The 20,481-nt window shown below is 71.9% G+C and carries 19 protein-coding genes; 12 read left to right on the plus strand and 7 right to left on the minus strand.

Annotation, left to right across the window (positions count from 1 at the left end):
• Window positions 1-143: 143 nt before the first annotated feature.
• The 11 genes from F8568_RS40785 (at window position 144) to F8568_RS40835 (ending at window position 11,778) form a co-directional block, all read left to right on the plus strand.
• A complete protein-coding gene (locus F8568_RS40785) occupies window positions 144-1,682 on the plus strand; it encodes an ABC transporter ATP-binding protein (RefSeq protein WP_328601227.1) in 1,539 nt (512 codons plus the stop codon).
• Window positions 1,679-3,055, plus strand: coding sequence for an ABC transporter permease (locus tag F8568_RS40790; RefSeq protein WP_236009939.1), 1,377 nt, complete (start codon window positions 1,679-1,681; stop codon window positions 3,053-3,055). The genes F8568_RS40785 and F8568_RS40790 overlap by 4 nt, the downstream gene beginning before the upstream one ends.
• The gene (locus tag F8568_RS40795) at window positions 3,052-4,404 is read left to right on the plus strand and encodes an ABC transporter permease (protein WP_151598790.1); all 1,353 of its coding nucleotides are present in this window, start codon (window positions 3,052-3,054) and stop codon (window positions 4,402-4,404) included. The genes F8568_RS40790 and F8568_RS40795 overlap by 4 nt, the downstream gene beginning before the upstream one ends.
• Before the next feature lie 37 nt (window positions 4,405-4,441).
• A complete protein-coding gene (locus F8568_RS40800) occupies window positions 4,442-4,849 on the plus strand; it encodes a cytidine deaminase (RefSeq protein ID WP_151599257.1) in 408 nt (135 codons plus the stop codon).
• 139 nt (window positions 4,850-4,988) lie between these two features.
• Window positions 4,989-6,263 (plus strand): thymidine phosphorylase, encoded by a 1,275-nt coding sequence (locus F8568_RS40805; protein WP_151599259.1) that lies wholly within the window; start codon window positions 4,989-4,991, stop codon window positions 6,261-6,263.
• A gap of 285 nt (window positions 6,264-6,548) precedes the next feature.
• The gene (locus F8568_RS40810) at window positions 6,549-7,538 is read left to right on the plus strand and encodes an SCO6745 family protein (protein ID WP_151599261.1); all 990 of its coding nucleotides are present in this window, start codon (window positions 6,549-6,551) and stop codon (window positions 7,536-7,538) included.
• A 379-nt stretch (window positions 7,539-7,917) separates the two neighbouring features.
• Window positions 7,918-9,165 carry an HNH endonuclease signature motif containing protein gene (locus F8568_RS40815; protein WP_151599263.1) on the plus strand — a complete coding sequence of 416 codons (1,248 nt, stop codon included), beginning with the start codon at window positions 7,918-7,920 and terminating at the stop codon, window positions 9,163-9,165.
• Window positions 9,166-9,263: 98 nt separating this feature from the next.
• The gene (locus tag F8568_RS40820) at window positions 9,264-9,536 is read left to right on the plus strand and encodes a VOC family protein (protein WP_151599265.1); all 273 of its coding nucleotides are present in this window, start codon (window positions 9,264-9,266) and stop codon (window positions 9,534-9,536) included.
• A gap of 82 nt (window positions 9,537-9,618) precedes the next feature.
• On the plus strand, window positions 9,619-9,975 hold the full coding sequence (locus F8568_RS40825) for a cupin domain-containing protein (protein ID WP_151599267.1): 357 nt from the start codon (window positions 9,619-9,621) through the stop codon (window positions 9,973-9,975).
• A 65-nt stretch (window positions 9,976-10,040) separates the two neighbouring features.
• Window positions 10,041-11,132, plus strand: coding sequence for an adenosine deaminase (locus tag F8568_RS40830; protein WP_151599269.1), 1,092 nt, complete (start codon window positions 10,041-10,043; stop codon window positions 11,130-11,132).
• Between the two features lie 7 nt (window positions 11,133-11,139).
• Window positions 11,140-11,778: a PH domain-containing protein gene (locus tag F8568_RS40835; RefSeq protein WP_151599271.1), complete on the plus strand. Its 639-nt coding sequence runs from the start codon at window positions 11,140-11,142 to the stop codon at window positions 11,776-11,778.
• A 6-nt stretch (window positions 11,779-11,784) separates the two neighbouring features.
• Here the strand turns inward: F8568_RS40835 and F8568_RS40840 are convergent, their stop codons facing one another.
• The 3 genes from F8568_RS40840 to F8568_RS40850 form a co-directional block, all read right to left on the minus strand.
• Window positions 11,785-13,416 carry a phospho-sugar mutase gene (locus tag F8568_RS40840; protein ID WP_151599273.1) on the minus strand — a complete coding sequence of 544 codons (1,632 nt, stop codon included), beginning with the start codon at window positions 13,414-13,416 and terminating at the stop codon, window positions 11,785-11,787.
• A gap of 2 nt (window positions 13,417-13,418) precedes the next feature.
• Complete coding sequence (locus F8568_RS40845) at window positions 13,419-14,219, minus strand: purine-nucleoside phosphorylase (RefSeq protein ID WP_151599275.1); 801 nt, start codon at window positions 14,217-14,219, stop codon at window positions 13,419-13,421.
• A gap of 109 nt (window positions 14,220-14,328) precedes the next feature.
• Entirely contained in the window at window positions 14,329-14,775 is a 447-nt protein-coding gene (locus F8568_RS40850) for a gamma-glutamylcyclotransferase (protein ID WP_151543661.1), read from the minus strand.
• A gap of 102 nt (window positions 14,776-14,877) precedes the next feature.
• Here F8568_RS40850 and F8568_RS40855 point away from each other — a divergent pair, with 102 nt between their 5' ends.
• The gene (locus F8568_RS40855) at window positions 14,878-16,263 is read left to right on the plus strand and encodes an NAD(P)H-quinone dehydrogenase (protein WP_151599277.1); all 1,386 of its coding nucleotides are present in this window, start codon (window positions 14,878-14,880) and stop codon (window positions 16,261-16,263) included.
• Window positions 16,264-16,279: 16 nt separating this feature from the next.
• Here the strand turns inward: F8568_RS40855 and F8568_RS40860 are convergent, their stop codons facing one another.
• From F8568_RS40860 to F8568_RS40875, 4 genes are all read right to left on the minus strand, one after another.
• Entirely contained in the window at window positions 16,280-16,600 is a 321-nt protein-coding gene (locus F8568_RS40860) for a DUF5313 family protein (RefSeq protein WP_151599279.1), read from the minus strand.
• 15 nt (window positions 16,601-16,615) lie between these two features.
• The gene (locus tag F8568_RS40865; protein ID WP_151599281.1) at window positions 16,616-18,001 is read right to left on the minus strand and encodes a hypothetical protein; all 1,386 of its coding nucleotides are present in this window, start codon (window positions 17,999-18,001) and stop codon (window positions 16,616-16,618) included.
• A gap of 127 nt (window positions 18,002-18,128) precedes the next feature.
• Complete coding sequence (locus tag F8568_RS40870; RefSeq protein ID WP_151599283.1) at window positions 18,129-19,895, minus strand: acetyl/propionyl/methylcrotonyl-CoA carboxylase subunit alpha; 1,767 nt, start codon at window positions 19,893-19,895, stop codon at window positions 18,129-18,131.
• 253 nt (window positions 19,896-20,148) lie between these two features.
• Window positions 20,149-20,394, minus strand: a complete 246-nt coding sequence (locus tag F8568_RS40875) for a type B 50S ribosomal protein L31 (RefSeq protein WP_151599285.1) — start codon at window positions 20,392-20,394, stop codon at window positions 20,149-20,151.
• Window positions 20,395-20,481: the final 87 nt, after the last annotated feature.

Below are 20,481 nucleotides of genomic sequence, written 5' to 3' on the forward strand. Positions count from 1 at the left end.
GGGGCGGGCCGCCGCGGCACCGGCCGGGCCGGCCCGCCCGCACGTCTCCCGGCCGGGCGCGCGCCCGGGCGGTGCGTCGCCGACGCGGCGCCGCCCGCCGCGCGCGCCGCGGCCGCGTACCCGAGGCAGGAGGAGGGGCACTCGTGCCTGACCAGGTGCCGGCCGTGCGGCTGACATCGATCACCAAGCGGTTCCCCGGCGTCGTCGCCAACCGCGACATCAACCTGAGCATCGAGCCCGGCGAGGTGCACGCGCTCTGCGGCGAGAACGGCGCCGGCAAGTCCACGCTGATGAAGATCCTCTACGGCATGCAGCGGCCGGACGAGGGCACCATCGAGATCAGCGGGGAGCAGGTGTCGTTCCGCACCCCCGCCGACGCGATCGCCCGCGGCATCGGGATGGTCCACCAGCACTTCAAGCTGGCCGACAACCTGACCGTGCTGGAGAACGTCATCCTCGGCGCCGAACCGCGCGCCAAGGGGTGGCTGCGCGGCCGCATCGACTTCGCCGCCGCCCGCGCCCGCATCCAGGAGATGTCGAAGGCGTACGGGCTGCGCGTCGACCCCGACGTCCTCGTCGAGACCCTCGGCGTCGGCGAGCGGCAGCGCGTCGAGATCCTCAAGGTGCTCTACCGCGGCGCCCGCGTGCTGATCCTGGACGAGCCCACCGCCGTGCTCGTCCCGCAGGAGGTCGAGGAGCTGTTCGGCAACCTGCGGGAGCTGCGCGCCGAGGGCCTGACCGTGCTGTTCATCTCCCACAAGCTGGACGAGGTGCTGTCGGTCGCCGACACCATCTCGGTGATCCGCCGCGGCACCACCGTCGCGACGCGGCTCGACCCGTCGCAGGTCACCTCGCGGCGGCTCGCCGAGCTGATGGTCGGCTCGCAGCTTCCCACCCCGGAGCTGCGCGACTCGACCGTCACCGAGGACGTCCAGCTGGAGGTCGGCGGGCTGACGGTCCTCACCCCGCAGGGCCGTCCCGTCGTCGACGACGTGTCGCTGCGGATCCGCCGCGGCGAGATCGTCGGGCTGGCCGGCGTCGAGGGCAACGGGCAGAGCGAACTGATCGAAGCGATCATGGGCCTGCGCTCGGCGGACGCCGGGACGATCGTCTTCGGCGGCGAGGACATCGCGCACTGGCCGACGCGGCGGCGCCGCGAGGCCGGCATCGCCTACATCCCCGAGGACCGGCACCGGCACGGGCTCGTCCTCGAGGCGTCGCTCTGGGAGAACCGGGTGCTCGGCCACCAGACGCAGCGCCCGAACGTGCGCGGCCCCTGGGTGGACCGGCGCGGCGCCCGCCGCGACACCACCCGGATCGTCCGCGAGTACGACGTCCGGACGCCGGGCATCGACGTGCCCGCCGCCGCCCTGTCGGGCGGCAACCAGCAGAAGCTGATCGTCGGGCGGGAGATGTCCGGCGAGCCGCACCTGCTGATCGCCGCGCATCCGACCCGCGGCATCGACGTCGGCGCCCAGGCCGCCATCTGGGACTACCTGCGGCAGGCCCGCGCCGACGGGCTCGCCGTGCTGCTGATCAGCGCAGACCTTGAGGAACTCATCGGAATGTCCGACACCCTGCACGTGATCCTGCGGGGCCGGCTGGTCGCGGAGGTCGATCCGCGGACGGTCACCCCGGAGGAGCTCGGCTCCGCCATGACCGGCGCCGGAGACCCCGCATGACCGGCCCGACCGGCCCGACCGAGACCCCCGACGAGCCCGACCGCCGGGACGGCCCGTCCGACCCCGCCGAGCCTGAGGCCGCGGAGGCCGGCGGTTCTGCCGGGGCACCCGAGGTGCCCCGCCCAGCCGACCCGGACCCCTCAGAGAGCGGCGTCGCCCGAAAGGGCGGGGCCTCCGAGGGCGGGGCGCCGGTTCAGGCGGGGGCCGAGGCGGTGCCTTCGTGGAAGGCGATCCTGCGCGGGCTCGGGCCGACCGGGCTCGGGCTGAAGATCGGCGCGCCGATCCTGGCGCTGCTGATCTCGCTCGGCATCACGATGATCCTGCTCCGGCTGACCGGCGCCGACCCCGTCAGCTCCGTGCAGAGCATGGTCGACTACGGCACGCAGCAGCACTCCATCGTCGACATCATCAACCGCGCCACCCGGTACTACCTGTCGGCGGTCGCGGTCGCGATCGGCTTCCGGATGGCGCTGCTGAACATCGGCGTGGACGGCCAGTACCGGCTGGCGGCGTTCCTCGCGGCCGCGCTCGGCGGCGCGATCTCGCTGCCGGCGCCGTTCGGGCAGATCCTGGTGATCGTCGCGGCGGTGCTGGTCGGCGGGCTGTGGGCGGCGATCGCGGGCGTGCTGAAGGTGACCCGCGGGGTCAGCGAGGTGCTGTCCACGATCATGCTGAACGCGATCGCCACCGGCGTGATCGCCTACCTGCTGAACGACAAGCGGCTCGCCGAGCCGCGGCCGAACAGCAACGACGTCGCGACCGCGACGATCCCGCACTCGGGACGGGTCGGGCCGCTGAACGGCTTCCTGTCGGCGATCGGCATCGACCTCCCCGGCGCGGTGTACGGGCTGCTGCCGCTGGCGATCGTGGTCGGCATCGTGTTCTGGATCGTGATCAACTACACCCGGTTCGGGTTCGACCTGAAGATCTCCGGGCTGTCCCCGTCCGCGGCGCAGGCCAGCGGGGTCAGCGCCAAGCGGATGATCGTGATCACGATGGTGGCGTCCGGTGCGGTCGCCGGGCTGATCGGCATCCCGGGGCTGCTCGGCGAGTCCTACGACTACTCACTGAACTTCCCGGCGGGCCTCGGCTTCACCGGTATCACCGTCGCGCTGCTCGGCCGCAACCATCCGGCGGGGATCGCGCTCGCGTCACTGCTGTTCGCCTTCCTGGACCAGACCTCCGACATCCTCCAGGAGGTCGAGGTGCCGAAGGAGATCGTCGGGGTGATGCAGGGCGTGGTCGTGCTGACCGTCGTCATCGTCTACGAGCTCGTCCGGCGCTGGGAGATCCGGTTGCAGCAGCGGTCCGTCGCCGCGGAGCTGGCCACCGGCCATGACCTGGCCCGCGAGGCCGCTGGGAGCACCTCATGACCGCGACCGAGACCGTCGCGCCGGCGAAGGCCGGGAACGGCAAGTTCCGGCTGCGCTGGCCGCACCACCTGCTGATCGCGGCGGGGCTGCTCGTGCTGCTGTCGCTCGTCCGGATGGTCGACGGCGCGGACGACGTCACCTCCAGCGGGACGGTCAGCGCGGCGCTGCGGCTGGCCGTGCCGATCTTCCTCGCCGGGCTCGGCGGGCTGTGGGCGGAACGCTCCGGCGTGATCAACATCGGGCTCGAGGGCATGATGATCCTCGGGACATGGACCGGGGCGTGGGCCGGCTACCAGTGGGGTCCCTGGATCGGTGTGCTGTTCGGCGTCCTCGGCGGGGCGCTCGGCGGGCTGCTGCACGCCATCGCGACCGTCACGTTCGGCGTCGACCACATCGTGTCCGGTGTCGCGATCAACATCCTCGGGCTGGGCCTCACCCAGTTCCTGGCCGGGCTGATCTTCAACTCCGGGCATGCGAAGGACCTCGGCGGCGGGCCCCGGCAGTCGCCGCCGATCGACCCGATCAAGACGCTGACGCTGCCGGTGCTGTCCGGCGGCAAGATCGGCGGCTGGGAGAGCCCCGACTGGCTGGGGTCGCTGGAGAAGCACCACTGGTTCCTGGTGTCGGACATCGCGGGCATCCTTCGCGGGGTGACGAACGGGCTGTCCTTGCTCACTCTGGTCTGCCTGCTGCTGATCCCGCTGACTTTCCTGATCCTGTGGAAAACTCCGTTCGGGCTGCGGATCCGGTCGTGCGGAGAGGACCCGTACGCGGCGGAATCGCTCGGCGTGCACGTTTATCGGATGAAGTACGCGGCCGTCATCATCTCGGGCGGATTCTCCGGGCTCGCGGGCGCCTTCCTCGTCACCGTCGCCGCGTCGCTCTACCAGGACGGCCAGACCGGCGGACGCGGTTACATCGGCCTCGCGTCCATGATCTTCGGGAACTGGCGGCCGGGCGGGCTCGCCGCCGGGTCGCTGCTGTTCGGCTACACCGACGCGATGAACGTGCGCGGCGGCGGCCAGTCCGTGCACGCGCTGCTGCTGTTCGTCACGATCCTGCTCGTCGGCGTCGCCGTCTGGCAGGGCGTGCGCGCCAACCGGCTCCGCTCGCAGGTCATGACGGACCTCGGACGGCGCGAGGTGCGCGGCGCCTACCTCGGCGCGGTGCTGTCGCTGGTCGCGGCGGCGGGGCTGCTCGTCTGGTTCCTGCTCAGCGAGGCCGTCCCCGGCGAGCTCGTGTCGTTCAGCCCGCACCTGACGACGCTGCTCGTGCTCGCGCTCGCCAGCCAGCGGCTGCGGATGCCCGCCGCCGACGGGCTGCGGTACCGGCGCGGCGAGGCCCGCTGACGCGGACCTGGCCCTCGGCGTGGGAGATCATGGACGTATGAGCGATATCGACTGGCCCGCGCTGCGCAGCGCGGCGCGAGAGGCCATGGAGCGCGCTTACGTGCCCTACTCGGGGTTCCCGGTGGGCGCGGCGGCGCTGGTGGACGACGGACGCGTCATCACCGGCTGCAACGTCGAGAACGCCTCGTACGGGGTGGGGTTGTGCGCCGAATGCTCCCTGGTGTCGGCTCTGTACGGGCCCGGCAAGGCGGGGCGGCCCCGGCTCGTCGCCGGGGCGGGCGGCGACCGGCACGGCGACCCGCTGATGCCGTGCGGGCGCTGCCGGCAGCTTCTGTGGGAGCACGGCGGCGCCCCGATGCTGCTGGAGACCGTCCGCGGCATCCTTCCCATGTCGGACGTGCTGCCCGACGCGTTCGGGCCTGACGACCTCGTCTCCCGCGCCTGACCCGGTCGATTCGGGTTCGTCCCGGCGCCGCGCGGCCCCGGCCGACCTGGAGCTCGATCCGGTTTGATCGGCTCGCCTGGGGGGCGATTCAGGCTGGCCCGGGTCTGACTGATCCGATGTTCCGAACTGAGAGGACACTGTGGACGCCATCGACGTCATCCGCAGCAAGCGCGACGGCGGAACGCTCACCGCCGACCAGATCGACTGGGCGGTGGACGCCTACACGCGCGGCGCGATCGCCGAGGAGCAGATGGCCTCGCTCGCGATGGCGATCCTGCTCAACGGCATGACGCGGGCCGAGGTCGCCCGCTGGACCGAGGCGATGATCCGGTCCGGCGAGCGGATGGACTGGTCCGCGCTGGACCGTCCCACCACCGACAAGCACTCCACCGGAGGCGTCGGAGACAAGATCACGCTGCCGCTCGCGCCGGTGGTCGCGGCGTGCGGCGCGGCCGTCCCGCAGCTGTCCGGGCGGGGCCTCGGCCACACCGGCGGCACCCTCGACAAGCTGGAGTCCATCCCCGGCTGGCGCGCGTCGCTCTCGAACGCCGAGATGCTGGACGTGCTGCGCTCCACCGGTGCCGTGATCTGCGCCGCCGGCAGCGGGCTCGCCCCCGCCGACCGCAAGCTGTACGCGCTGCGGGACGTCACCGGTACCGTCGAGTCGATCCCGCTGATCGCGTCCTCGATCATGTCCAAGAAGATCGCCGAGGGGACCGGGGCGCTGGTCCTGGACGTCAAGGTCGGCTCCGGCGCGTTCATGAAGACGCCGGAGACGGCCCGCGAGCTCGCCGAGACCATGGTCGCCATCGGCACCGACCACGGCCTGCGGACGGTCGCGCTGCTCACCGCCATGGACCGTCCGCTCGGCAACGCGGTCGGGAACGCGGTCGAGGTGGCGGAGTCGGTCGAGGTGCTGGCCGGGGGCGGGCCGTCCGACGTGGTGGAGCTGACGCTGACGCTGGCGCGGGAGATGCTGGCCGCGGCGGGCGTGTCGGGGAAGGACCCGGCGGACGCGCTGCGGGACGGGTCCGCGATGGACGTCTGGCGGCGGATGATCAGCGCCCAGGGCGGGGACCCGGACGCGGCGCTGCCGTCCGCGCGCGAGAACCACGTCGTGGTGGCGCCGTCGTCCGGTGTGCTGACGCGCTTGGACGCTTACGGGGTCGGTGTCGCCGCGTGGCGACTCGGCGCGGGGCGCGCGCGCAAGGAGGACCCGGTGTCGTTCGCCGCCGGCGTCACGTGCCACGCCAAGCCCGGCGAGCGCGTCACGGCGGGGCAGCCGCTGCTGACCCTGCACGCTGATGACGAGTCCCGGTTCGCGCGCGCTCTGGAGTCGCTGGACGGCGCGTACTCGATCGAGGAGGGCGGCACGCCCGACCTGCATCCTCTCGTTATCGACCGCATCTCCTGAGCGTGGTGGCCACGCGGGTGCTTTCTCTGTGACGTGAGTGCCGTGCTTTGTTCGGCCGTGCTCTGTTCGGCCGTGCTCTGTTCGGCCGTGCTCTGTTCGGCCGTGCTCTGTTCGGCCGTGCTCTGTTCGGCCGTGCTCTGTTCGGCCGTGCTCTGTTCGGTCCTGGCGGTCCTGGCGGTGTCCGGGGGCTGATCGCTCCGAACTAGGCATTGACAAGATGCTGTTCCGGCGGGAAGCTGGACGCGTATCTAGACAGTGACAAGTTCTCGTGGGTGGGAGATGGCCATGAGCCATGAGTTGAGCGCCGTCCGGCAGATGTGGCAGCTTCTGGAGCCCGTCCATGCCGTCCTGTACTACGCGCCCGAGGCCTCCGAACAGGCCGCGGCCTTGGGATATGCCATCGACGAGCGGTGGCCGAGCTACTTCCCCTACCGTGCCGCACCGCTTGGGGCGGTGGACGCGGCGACGGTGAGCGAGCTGTTCTACAGCTTCAACCCGGAGATGGTGGAGCGCTACATGGCCCCGGCCTGGCGGACGGCGACGCCTGAGCAGGTGCTGGCCGCGCGCCGCACCGCCATGGACGGGGTGTTGCGCCGGATCCTGGGGGACCGGATCTCCTCGCCGGAACTGGAGCAAGCCGCCCGGACGGTGCGCCGAGTGGCCGAGGCCGCGGACGTGACGGACCGTCCGATGGCCGCCGCCAACGCCGCGCTGCCCTGGCCGGACGAGCCGCACATGGTGCTCTGGCAGGCCGCCACCATCCTGCGCGAGCATCGGGGAGACGGGCACATCGCGGCGCTGCGGGCCCACGACATCGGCCCCATCGAGGCGCTCGTCACGCATGCCGCGGTGGGGGCCGCTCCAGTGGACGTGTTCGCCAGCCGGCAATGGACCGACGAGCAGTGGAACGCCGCCCGGGGTCGTCTCGCCGCGCGTGGTCTGGTGGACGACGGAGACGGGCCGTCCGGCGTGTCCGGCGCGTCCGGCGTGTCCGGCTCAACCGGGGAGGGGGTGAGGGAGGGCGTTGGTGATGTGCGTGCGACGGAGAAGGGAGTTCTTGTTCGCGCTGCGGTCGAGAAGCGGACCGACGAACTGGCCGCTGGTCCGTGGGAGTTGCTTACCGCCGATGAGGTGAAGGAGTTGGCGGATGTGCTGATGCCCATCGTTCTCGACATCGTCGGCACCGGGCTCCTGCCAATGCAGAGCACTCTTGGAATCGGCATGAGTTACGATTATGAGCGCGACTTTGATTCTGTTGCTCTTGGTGTTCGTTAGATAAAGGGTGTCGGCATCGGTGTTGCCTCCATAGGGCGAAGAGGCGGTGGGGGCGGCGCTGGCGTACGGGGCCGCCCCTCCAAAGTCAAGGGCGCCTTCGGCGTCGCTTCGCGATGGACTTCGTCCACCCTGGACTTTGGAGCCTCTGCGGCCCCTAGGCAGGTGATAGGGGCAGGCTCCGCCTGCCCCGCCCTGGGTCGCGCCGCCCCCACCGTCCACCCACGTAAGCAACGAAGACAACCAACGGCCAAGTGAATTTCTTTGTGCCTTTAAAAAAAAGCGACCCGATCGACCGGGCCCACCCCTGAGGCAACAAAATACTTACCCTCGATGCCGCTTTCCGCTCACAAATGTCGGTCACATCGGGTAGTATTCAGGTATGCATTCAGTGACGGTCGATCTTGAGGCCGCGTCCACCATGCAATTGGTGAACGCGCTCTCTGCCATCGCCACTGAACTCGCTACTCGAGAGGCGCCCGAATCAGCCGCTGCCTGCCTGGAGTTGACCGAGGCTCTCGCCGCCGCGTCCGATCTGCAGGAAAGCGTCCTGGCCGGATTCATCGGGCGGGTGGATGCCGCCGGAGAGCAGGCCCGGTGGGGGTATCCCTCCACCCGGGCGTGGCTGCGGTCCCGGCTGGGGATGCGGGAGAGCCGCGCCAAGGAGCGCCTCACTCTCGCCCGGCAGCGGCATCGGGTGCCCCAGGTCTCCGTCCGGCTGGCTTCCGGCGATCTGTCCTTCGGATACGCCACGACCATCACCGACGCCGTTGCCCGGCTGGACGACCACGATTGCGCGGAGGCCGAGGAAATCCTCCTCGGCTTCGTCGACCAGGGCTTCTCCGCCGGGAAGGTCGCCGCGTTCGGCCACCGGATCCGCGATGTGATCGCTGAACGCGACGGCACCGAGGACGCCCCGGATGAGGACAGCAAGCGGGGTTATGCCAGGTCGTGGTTGACCACGACGCGGTCGCTGGACGGCGGCCGTTATGTGAAGGGGTGGCTGAACCCCGAGGACGCCGCGATCTGGGACGGGACTTTGGCGCCGTTGGCCAAGCCGGCGGGGCCCGATGACCGCCGGGACGTGGCGGAGCGGACGGCGGCGGCGCTGTCGAGTGTGCTGTCGGGCGGGCATAAGGCGTCGAAGGTCACCGTGATCTGCGACTTGGAGACGCTGGCCGGTGGTAACGCCCCGGCCCGCCTCACTGATGGGACGCCGATTCCTGCCGCTCAGGCCCGCCGCATCGCCCTCGCGGCGGGTGTCTCGCCGTTGCTGCTGGGGCGAGGGAACACACCGCTGTACCTCGGCTACCGGGAACGGTTCGCCAGCGCAGCACAGCGGCAGGTGCTGGAAACCCTGTACCCGTCGTGTGTGGTGCGGGGGTGTGAGATTCCGGGGACGTTGTGCGAGGTCGACCACGTTCGCGGGTGGGCACTCGGCAGCCCGACCGATATCGATCAGCTCGCTCTGACTTGTGGATGGCACAACCGGTTCAAGCACGCCAGCCCCGACCAGATCCAGATTGGCAAGGATCCGGACGGGCGGTACGTCTACCGGCTTCTGCCGCCTAGAGACGCGGTCGTTCCTCGGGCCGCCGGTCCGCCACCTGGCATCGATTGGGCAGCCTGATGGCACCAGGCCGCGCACCCTCGAGTCACGGGGCGCGGCCTGGAGGCGCGGGTGTCGGAAGGGATGTTTACGGTGGGCTGCATCAATGGCCTGGGTGGGTGATCTGGTTGGACGCACGCGACAGGTTGGCGGCGCGGGTTCGGGAGGCGCTGGAACGCAGTTGCCCCGGTTCGCGGACGGCGAGCAGCTGCTACGTGCACGTGGGGGATGCCGATGCCCTGTATCGCGCGTGGTCAGAGGTGGGTGTTCCCGCCGATCCGGCGACGGGGAGCCGCCTGGTTCCGCCGGTGGACACCGATTACAGGATGCGCGAGTTCGCCCTCGTCGACCGCAGCGGCAACCTGGTCCGCGTCGGCAGTCCCGTCGGCTGAGGCTTTCGCTGCCCGGAAGGGGGGTGTTGACCCTGGTCAGGGGTGGTGGAAACGTGGATTGTGACGACAAGGGGGGATCGTCATGATGGAGATCAAGAGCATTGAGAAGCCGGACGAGCGGCGCGACTTCCCCAGGGGGCACCTGGAGGTCGTGAACATGTCCGGGCTGGTGTTCGGCAAGGCGACGTTCGAGCCGGGGTGGCGCTGGTCGGAGTCCGTCCGTGACATCGCGGGCACCGAGCTCTGCGAGGTGCACCACAACGGGTACGTCGTCGACGGGCGCATGCGGATACGGATGAAGGACGGCGCCGAGCAGGAAGTCGGGCCCGGCGACGTGTTCGTGGTGGCGCCCGGCCATGACGCGTGGGTCGTCGGGGACGAGCCGTGCATCGCGCTGGACTTCTCCGGGAACATCGGCGGCTACGCGAAGGCCGACTGAGCGGCCTCGGGTGTCGGCAAGAGTTGCCGAGGTTCGCGGGGTGCCGCGGGCAGTAGATTCTAGAGATGGACGATCGGCCGACTCTTGACGACATCCGGCGGGCACCGAAGGTGCTTTTGCACGACCACCTCGACGGTGGCGTCAGGCCCGCGACCGTCGTGGACCTGGCGCGGGACGCCGGGTACGGGGCGCTTCCCAGCACTGACCCGGAGAACCTGCGGGCGTGGTTCGAGGAGGCGTCCAACTCCGGGTCGCTGGAGCGGTACCTGGAGACGTTCTCGCACACCGTCGGGGTGATGCAGTCCGTCGAGGCGCTGACGCGGGTCGCGTACGAGTGCGGCGAGGACTTGGCGGCGGACGGGGTGGTGTACGCGGAGGTCCGGTACGCACCTGAGCAGCATCTGAGCGCCGGCCTGACGTTGGAGCAGGTCGTCGAGGCGGTGCTGGACGGGTTCGCGAAGGCGCGGCGGGACTTCGGGATCCGGGTCGGGACGCTGGTGACGGCGATGCGGCACCAGGCGCGGTCGATGGAGATCGCGGAGCTGGCCGTCCGGTACCGGGACCTCGGGGTGGTCGGGTTCGACATCGCGGGGGCGGAGGCGGGGTACCCGCCGACCCGGCATCTGGACGCGTTCGAGTACCTGCAGCGGGAGAACGCGCACTTCACCATCCACGCGGGGGAGGGGTTCGGGCTGCCGTCGATCTGGCAGGCGATCCAGTGGTGCGGCGCGGACCGGCTCGGGCACGGGGTGCGGATCATCGACGACATCGAGGTGGACGGGGACGAGGCACGGCTCGGGCGGCTCGCGGGATACGTGCGGGACAAGCGGATCCCGCTGGAGATGTGCCCGACGTCGAACATCCAGACGGGGGCGGCGAAGTCGATCGAGGAGCATCCGATCGGGCTGCTGCGGCGGCTGAGCTTCCGGGTGACGGTGAACACCGACAACCGGCTGATGAGCGGGACGTCGCTGTCGCGGGAGTTCGCGAAGCTGCGGGACGCGTTCGGGTACGGGTGGGACGACCTGCAGTGGTTCACGGTGAACGCGATGAAGTCGGCGTTCGTGCCGTTCAACGAGCGGCTGGAACTGATCAACGGGGTGATCAAGCCCGGATTCGCGCAGCTCAAGTGGAGCGGCGCGCGGCCCCTGGCATGATCGGGGCATGACCATTCGCTCCACCGGCGGACGCATCGCCGCGTACGTCTGGCTGGTGTTCGCCGCGCTGAACATCATCGACCTGGTGTTCGGCGTCACCGGCGACGCCACGTACTCGCTGACCGCCTTCACGATCGCGGTGCTGCTGCTGCTCGGCTGCGGCATCGCGTACACGGTCGGGCTGCGCCCGGCGATCATCGGGGACGAGGACGCGGTGACCGTCCGGAACCCGCTGCGGGAGACGCGGGCGCCGTGGCCGGCGGTCCGGGAGATCGTGGGGACGAGCGCGCTGACCGTGCGGTTCGACGGGCCGGACGGGCGGGAGCTGCAGACGCGGGCGTGGGTGCACCAGACGTCGCCGCGGGCGCAGGCGAAGGCGGAGGAGCGCGCGCGCCGGTCGCAGGACCCCGCGGCGGCGGCGCTGCGGGACCGGACTCCGGCGGCGTACGCGGCGCAGCGGCTGAACGAGATCCGGGACCGGCAGCGGACGAAGGCGAAGTCGGGGGCGCCGGACCGGGCCGCGGAGGCGAAGGCGGAGAAGGCCGCCGCGACCGGGACCGTCAGCTGGTCGATCCCGGCGGTGGCGTCCCTGGGGGCGCCCGCGGTGGTGCTGGTGGGGCTGCTGATCGCGGGCGCGGTGACGTGACGGCGGTCAGGTGAGGGCGAGCGCGGCGGCGACGTCCTTGCGGAGGGCGTCGAGGTCCGCCGCTGCGCGCTCGCGGGCCGCGGCGACGTCGCCGGACACCGGCTGGACGACCTCCAGGTAGCACTTCAGCTTCGGCTCGGTGCCGGACGGGCGGACGACGACGCGGGCGCCGCCGAGGCGGAACCGCAGGCCGTCGGTGGGCGGCAGGCCGTCCACGCCGGCCGACAGGTCCTCGAACGCCTCGACGGCGCGTCCGCCCAGCTCGGCGGGCGGGTCCGCGCGCAGCCGCGCCATCGCGCCGGCGATCAGCGACAGGTCGTCGACCCGCACCGACAGCTGGGACGTGGCGTGCAGCCCGTACCGGCGGGCCTGGTCGTCCAGCAGGTCGAGGAGGGTGCGGCCGGCGCGGCGCGCCTCGGCGGCGAGCGCGGCGACGGCGAGGGCCGCGCCGATGCCGTCCTTGTCGTTCACCGGGACGCCCCGGTCGTCGCCGACGCTGTAGCCGAGCGCCTCCTCGTAGCCGAACACGAGCCGGTCGCCCGGCCCGCCCGCCTTCATGATCCACTTGAAGCCGGTGAGGGACTCGGCCGACCGGACCCCGTGCCCGCGCGCGATCGACGCCAGCAGCGACGACGACACGATCGTGGTCGCGACGAGGCGGTCGTCCCCGCAGGTGTGCCGCAGGACGTGCTCGGCGAGCAGGCCGCCGACCTCGTCGCCGGTCAGCGCCCGCCAGCCGTCCGGACCGGGGACGGCGACCGCGCACCGGTCCGCGTCCGGGTCGTTGGCGATCACCAGGTCGGCGTTCCGGTCGCGGGCGAGCGCGAGGGCCAGATCGAGCGCGCCCGGCTCCTCCGGGTTCGGGAACGCGACGGTCGGGAAGTCGGGGTCGGGCTCCGCCTGCTCGGGCACGACGACCGGCGCCGCGAACCCGGCCCGCTCGAACGCCGCGAGGAGGACGTCGCGTCCGACACCGTGCATCGGCGTGTAGACGATCGAGACGTCGCGGTCGTCGCCGAGGCGCAGGTGCGACACGGCGTCCAGGTAGAGGCGGGTGTCGTGGTGGACGGTCCACTCCGAACCGAGCGGCAGCTCGTCCACCCGGCCGACCGCGTCGATCGCGGCGGAGATCTCCGCGTCCCGCGGCGGGACGATCTGCGCGCCGTCCGCCCAGTACACCTTGTAGCCGTTGTCGCGCGGCGGGTTGTGGCTGGCCGTCACCATGACGCCCGCGACGACGTCGTCGAACGACCGCGTGAAATGGGCCAGGACCGGCGTCGGGACCGGGTCGGCGAACACCTCGGCGCGCAGCCCCGCGCCGGTCAGGACCGCCGCCGTGTCCTGCGCGAACCGCCGGGACCCGTGCCGCGCGTCGAACCCGACGACCACCCGGCCGCCGGCCGGCAGGCACGCGGCGAGGCCCGCCGCCGCCCGCATCACCGTCACCCGGTTCATCCGGTTCGGGCCGGCGCCCAGCTCGCCGCGCAGCCCCGCCGTCCCGAACTCCAGCCGGGACCCGAACCGGTCCGCGAGGGCCCGGTCGTCGCCCGCGTCCAGGATCGCGCGCAGCTCCGCGCGAGTCCGCGGGTCCGGGTCCTGGTCCAGCCACTCCTCGGCGTACCCGCGAAGATCGCTCATGCTCACAGCTTCGTCAGGACGGTGCCGAGCAGCTCGCCCATCCGGCCCGCCGCCGCGCGGCCCGCCGCCAGCACCTCCTCGTGATCGAGGGGATCCCCGGACAGGCCCGCCGCGATGTTGGTGACCAGCGAGATCCCCAGCACGTCCGCGCCGCCCTGCCGGGCCGCGATCGTCTCCAGCACCGTCGACATCCCGACCATGTCGGCGCCCATCGTCCGCAGCATCCGGATCTCCGCCGGCGTCTCGTACGTCGGGCCCCGCAACGCCGCGTAGACGCCCTCCGACAGCGTCGGGTCGACCTCCTTCGCCAGCGCCCGCAGCCGCGCCGAGTACGCCTCCGTCATGTCCAGGAACGCCGGCCCGGTCAGCGGGTTCGCGCCCGACAGGTTCAGGTGGTCGCCGATCAGCACCGGGTCGCCGACCCGCTGGTGCTCGGGCCGCAGCCCGCCCGCCGCGTTCGTCAGCACGACCGTGCCGGCCCCCGCCGCCACGGCCGTCCGGACGCCGTGCACCACCGCGTCCACGCCGCGCCCCTCGTACAGGTGCGTCCGGCCGAGGAACACCAGCGCCCGGTGCCCGCCGACCTCCACGATCCGCACCGTGCCCGCGTGGCCCTCGACGGCGGGCGGCGCGAACCCGGGCAGCAGCGTGACCGGCAGTTCGTCGTCCGGCGCGCCGAGCGCGTCGGCCGCCGGGACCCAGCCCGACCCCATCACCAGGGCCACGTCGAAGGAGTCGATGGAGGTGCGCGCCCGCAGCTCGTCGGCCGCGGCGCGCGCCAGGTCAAAAGCATCGTTGCTCACATCGCCGACACTACCGCCGACCTCACGACGGGCGATCCTCGCTTCGCTGCGGTCGCCCGTTGTGGGGCATCGGCTCACGCGCGGGGTGCTTGCCGCTTGGGCGGGTGCGTTAGTCGCCCAGGGACTTGCAGGGGCGGGTGCGCAGGTCCTTGACGTAGTCGTCGGGCGCACCGGCCGCCTCGGCGGCGTCGGCGAGGATGCCGAGGTAGTGCGCGGACGGCAGGCCGCCCTCGTAGTCGTCCAGGACGTACAGCCAGCACAGCGCGTCCCCGTCGAGCGTCTGCACCCGGACCCGGATCTTGCGGTAGACGCCGAGCGCGGCGCCCTCCCACGCGTCCAGCTCCTTCTCGTCGAAGGCCGGGACGTCGTAGATCACCACGAAGACCTGCTCGAAGTCGTCCTCGACGACGGTCGCGAGGGCCCCGTCGAAGCCCTGGCCGCCGAAGGTGAGCCGCCAGCCGGTCAGCCAGCCGGTGCCGCGCATGGGCGAGTGCGGAGCCCGGCTCGCCATCTGCTCGGGGTCCATGTTGGAGGCGTACGCCGCGTACAGAGCCACGTTGGCCAAGGCTACGCCACCGCGGAGGGCGGGGCCTTCGCGGAGCGGTGAACGCGCCCCCACGGGTCTTATCACTGGTCCGAGTAGGAAACAATGGGAGATGTGACCCGCATCGTGATCATCGGAGGAGGACCGGGCGGCTACGAGGCCGCGCTCGTCGCGGCGCAGCTCGGCGCGGACGTGACCGTCATCGAGCGGGACGGGCCGGGCGGCGCGTGCGTGCTCACCGACTGCGTCCCCTCCAAGACGCTCATCGCCACGTCGACCCGTATGGCGGTGATGTCCGAGTCCGCGGGGCTCGGGCTGCGCTTCAGCGGCGGCCCCGACGGGATCGTCGGCGGCCTCGAGGTCGACATGGCGAACGTCAACAAGCGGGTGAAGGACCTCGCGCGCGCCCAGTCGTTCGACGTGGCGGAGCGGCTCGCCTACGAGGAGGTCAAGATCGTCCGGGGCGAGGCGCGGCTGGTGGAGCCGCACGTCGTCGCGGTCGGCGAGCGGCGGATCCGGGCCGACATCGTGCTGATCGCGACCGGCGCGACGCCGCGGGTGCTGCCCGGCGCCGAACCGGACGGGGAGCGGATCCTCAACTGGCGGCAGCTGTACGACCTGCCGGAGCTGCCGGAGGAGCTGATCGTGGTCGGGTCCGGCGTCACGGGCGCCGAGCTGGCGGGGGCGTACCTGTCGCTGGGGTCGAAGGTCACGCTGGTGTCGTCGCGGGACCGGATCCTGCCGACGGAGGACGCCGACGCCGCGGCCGTGCTGCAGGAGGTGTTCCTGCGGCGCGGGATGAACGTGATGTCGCGGTCGCGGGCCGCGGGCGTGGAGCGGTCCGGGAACGGCGTGATCGTCACGCTGGAGGACGGCGGCAAGGTCGAGGGCACGCACTGCCTGATGACGGTCGGGATGGTGCCGAACACCACGGGCATCGGCCTGGAGGAGGTCGGCGTCGCCTGCGACAAGCGCGGGTTCGTGGAGGTCGACAAGGTCTCCCGGACGTCCGTGCCGCACATCTACGCCTCCGGCGACTGCACGGGCATCCTGATGCTGGCGTCGGTGGCGGGGATGCAGGGCCGGATCGCGATGTGGCACGCGCTCGGCGAGGCCGTCCAGCCGCTGAAGCTGGGGTGGGTCGCGTCCAACATCTTCACCGACCCCGAGGTGGCGTCGGTGGGCGTGACGCAGCAGATGGTCGACTCCGGCGACGTCAACGCCCGGACGGTCATGCTGCCGCTGTTCACGAACGCGCGCGCCAAGATGCAGGGTTTCGAGGACGGCTTCGTGAAGCTGTTCTGCCGGCCCTCCACGGGGATCGTGCTGGGGGGCGTCATCGTCGCGCCGCGGGCGAGCGAGCTGATCCTCGGCGTGTCGATCGCCGTGCAGCAGCACCTGACGGTCGACCAGGTCGCGCACACGTTCGCGGTGTACCCGTCGCTGTCGGGCAGCATCACCGAGGCGTCCCGCCGCCTGATGTCGGAGCACGCGTACTAGACGTCCCCCGGGGTGGTCAGCGGCGGCCGGGCGGGTGCAGGCCGTGCCGGTGCAGGCGGGAGCGGCGCAGGTCCTCGGCGCTGATCGCGACCGTGAGGGTGCTGGTGACGAACGCCAGCAGCGGGACGGCGGCGCGCACCCACGCCGGGCCGGGCAGCAGCGCCAGCAGCAGGCAGACGGGGACCATCACGTACAGGTGGCGCAGCAGCAGCCGGCCGCGCCAGCCCGCGTCGGTGAGGTCGTGCCGCACCCAGTCGCGGTTGCGGGGCGGGAGCCGGAAGCCGAGGGCGTACCGGATCCGGCCTAACGGGCCCGGGTCGCCTGGTATGCGGGTCATGCTCGGGTCATCACCTCAGAAGCCGCCCCAGTCTCCGCCTCCGCCTCCGCCGCCGAAGTCGCCGCTGCCGAAGTCCCAGCCGCCGCCGACGTCGCCGCCGTCCCCGCCGAAGCCGCCGTCCCCGCCGCCGAAGCCGTCCCCGCCGAAGCCGTCGCCGTAGTAGCCGCCGCCCATCACCGAGCCGAGCGCGGTGCCGATCAGCAGGCCGCCGAGCAGGTCGAAACCGCCGTAGCCGTAGTAGTAGCCGCCCGCGTAGGGGGCGTAGGCGGGGCCCGCGTCCCAGTACGGGCGCCGTGCGCCGCCGTACGGGACCATCCGAACGTCCGGATCGCCGCCCTCCAGGACGGCCCTGGCGTCCGCCGCGCAGGTCGGCACGGACCGCGCCGTACCGCCCGGGGGCGCCCACGTCACGTCCTGGACGGACGGCCCGTGCTGCGGGTTGAAGAAGCACGGCGGGCGGCGCTCGGGCACGGGCCGGCCGGCGAGCCGGGCGCGGGTCGCGGTCATGTAGTACCGGCCGTCCTCCAGCGCGGTGGTGACGGCCTGCATGTCCTGGGGCCTCTGGGCGCGTTCGGTGGCGGACTTGGCCTTGTCGTAGGAGTTCATGGCGCGCTCGTAGTCGCCGCGGGTGTCCGGGGCGAGGCCGGGGTCCATGACGTTGAGGTCGAGCCGGGCGATGTCCTCGCCGAGCAGGGTGACGTCCTCCTGGACGCCCTGCTTCAGGTCGGCCATCTGCCGGGCGTGCCGCTCGCGGCTGCGCCTGCGGGCGACCAGGACGAGGCTGGTGGCCGCCGCCGCGATCACGATGAGGACGCCGATCACGATGTACCCGACCACCGCGCCGGACCGGGCCTTGTCGTCGACCTTCTTCTCGGCGAGGTTCCCGAACTGGATCAGCCGCTGCTTGAGCGGCGACCCGTCGGTGCGGGTGACGAGCCGGTTGATCTCGCCCGTGTCGAGCTTCTTGGAGATTCCGCCCATCCGGGTGCCGTCGGCAGTGATCGCGACGTAGGTCTGGCCCTTGTCGACGCGGTTCGCGACGGCCTTCAGCATCTGCCCGACCTGCGGGCCGCTGACGTCGTCGCGGACGACGACGGCGCGGATGTCGGCGTCGTGGTCGCCGTTCAGCGCCGACCTGATCTGCTGCTGGTCGGCCGCCGACAGGTTCGCGCCGGAGTCGGTGGTCACGTACAGGCGCGAGCCGAGCAGGCCCTTGGCGATCTGCCCGACCGTGTCGGCGGGCAGGGCGGCCGTCTGCGCGGACACGACCTGCGTGGACGCGGCGTGCGCGGGTGCGGTCAGGGCGGGCGCCGCGAGGCCCGCGAGCACCGCGACGGCGAGGACCACGGCCGTGACCGCGGCGCGGAGCACCGGCCGGATGGTACGGATCTCGGAACTCATGGTTTCAGTCTGCCCCCTCACCAGGGACGACGACCGGGCCGCCGCACGCGTTCCGTAAAAACCGCTTTTAGTGATGAAACGGACACCCCCGTCCCGAGCGGGCCGGACGGGGGTGCGCGGTGCCGCGTCAGTCCTTGATCTCGCAGATGACCGCGCCGGACGAGACGGTCTGGCCGACCTCGGCGGACAGGCCGGTGATCGTGCCGGCCTTGTGCGCGGTGAGCGGCTGCTCCATCTTCATCGCCTCCAGGACGACGATGGTGTCGCCCGCCGCGACGGTCGCGCCGTCCTCCACGACCGTCTTGACGATCGTGCCCTGCATCGGGCTGACCAGGGAGTCACCGGACGCCTGGGCGCCGCCGCCCTTCTTGCCGCCGCGCCGCCTGCCCGGCGCCGCCTTCCCGGCCGCGGGGGCCGCGGACGCGCCCAGCCCGGCGGGCAGCACGACCTCGATGCGCTTGCCGCCGACCTCCACGGTGACGTGCTCGCGCTCGCCAGCCTCGGCCTCCTCGCCCGCGGCGGCGGTATCGAACGGCTCGATCGTGTTGTCGAACTCGGTCTCGATCCACCGGGTGTGGACGCTGAAGGGCGTCTCGTCGTCGGCGGGTACGAACGCCGGGTCGTCGAGCACCGCCCGGTGGAACGGCAGCACGGTCGGCATGCCGTCGATGACGAACTCGTCCAGCGCCCGCCTGGCCCGCTCGGCGGCCTGCCGGCGGGTCGCGCCGGTCACGATCAGCTTGGCGATCAGCGAGTCGAACGCCTGCGGGACGGTCTGCCCGGCGACGTAGCCGGAGTCCAGCCGGACGCCGGGGCCGCTCGGCGGGGCGAAGGCGGTCAGCGTGCCGACCGCGGGCAGGAAGCCGCGGCCCGCGTCCTCGGCGTTCAGCCGGAACTCGAACGAGTGGCCGCGCAGCGCGGGGTCGCCGTAGCCGATCTCCTCGCCCTCGGCGATCCGGAACATCTCGCGGACCAGGTCGACGCCCGCGACCTCCTCGGTCACCGGGTGCTCGACCTGCAGCCGGGTGTTGACCTCAAGGAAGGAGATGGTCCCGTCCTGGCCGACGAGGAACTCGCACGTCCCTGCGCCGACGTAGCCGGCCTCCTTGAGGATCGCCTTGGACGAGCTGTACAGCAGCTCCAGTTGCTCGTCCGACAGGTAGGGGGCGGGGGCCTCCTCGACGAGCTTCTGGTGGCGGCGCTGCAGCGAGCAGTCGCGGGTGGACACCACGACCACGTTGCCGTGCTTGTCGGCCAGGCACTGGGTCTCCACGTGCCGCGGCTTGTCCAGGTACCGCTCGACGAAGCACTCGCCGCGCCCGAACGCGCCCACCGCCTCGCGGACGGCCGACTCGTACAGCTCGGCGACCTCTTCCAGGTTGCGGGCGACCTTCAGGCCGCGGCCGCCGCCGCCGAACGCCGCCTTGATCGCGATGGGCAGGCCGTGCTCCTCGGCGAACGCGACGACCTCGTCGGCGCCCGACACCGGGTCCTTGGTGCCGGCGACCAGTGGCGCGCCGACCTTCTGGGCGATGTGCCGGGCCTGCACCTTGTCGCCGAGCGCGGTGATCGCGGCGGGCGGCGGGCCGATCCAGGTCAGCCCGGCGTTCTCGACGGCGGCGGCGAAGTCGGCGTTCTCGGCCAGGAACCCGTAGCCGGGGTGGACGGCGTCCGCGCCGGCCTCGGCCGCGACCTTCAGCAGCTTCTCGATGTCCAGGTAGCTGTCGGCCGCGGTCTGGCCGCCGAGGGCGTACGCCTCGTCGGCGACCCGAACGTGCAGCGCCTCCAGATCCGGCTCGGCGTACACCGCCACACTGGCCAGCCCCGCATCGCGACAGGCACGGGCAATACGGACCGCGATCTCACCGCGGTTGGCGATCAGGACCTTGCGCACGTGGGTCTCCTCCCTGAACCTCGCACGCAGTCTAGATAACCGCCGTTCGAGGCTTTCGTAAGGCCCTCCTTATTGCACCGGGATGCCAGTTTTCAGGCGACTTGCCGCTGAGTGGGACCGTGCGCCCGCCCCCGCCCGCGAGGGCTCCCGAGCATGCGGAAGCCCGCGCCTCGATGAGGCGCGGGCCTTCGCGATCGGACGCGCCCGGGCCGCGCCGGGGCGCGGTGGCGGCCCGGAGGCGCGTCCGGACGTCTCAGCTCCGGTTGTACCGGCGGTTGAACCGCTCGACGGCTCCCGTGGTGTCCAGGACCTGCTGGCGGCCCGTGTAGAACGGGTGGCTCGCGGACGAGACGTCCACGTCGACCAGCGGGTAGGTGCGGCCGTCCGTCCACTCGATCGTCCGGTCCGTCGCGGCCGTCGACCGGGTCAGGAAGGCGTAGTCCGCGCCGCGGTCGCGGAACACGACGGGACGGTACTCCGGGTGGATCCTGTTCTTCATCGTTCCTCCCTGGTTCTCGGCTGCTCACCCCTGCCAACGGGGTAGGAACGGTTTTCATTCCCGATTCACCGGACGGCCGCCCGGGGC

Source organism: Actinomadura physcomitrii (assembly GCF_008923205.2).
Taxonomy (GTDB): domain Bacteria; phylum Actinomycetota; class Actinomycetes; order Streptosporangiales; family Streptosporangiaceae; genus Spirillospora; species Spirillospora physcomitrii.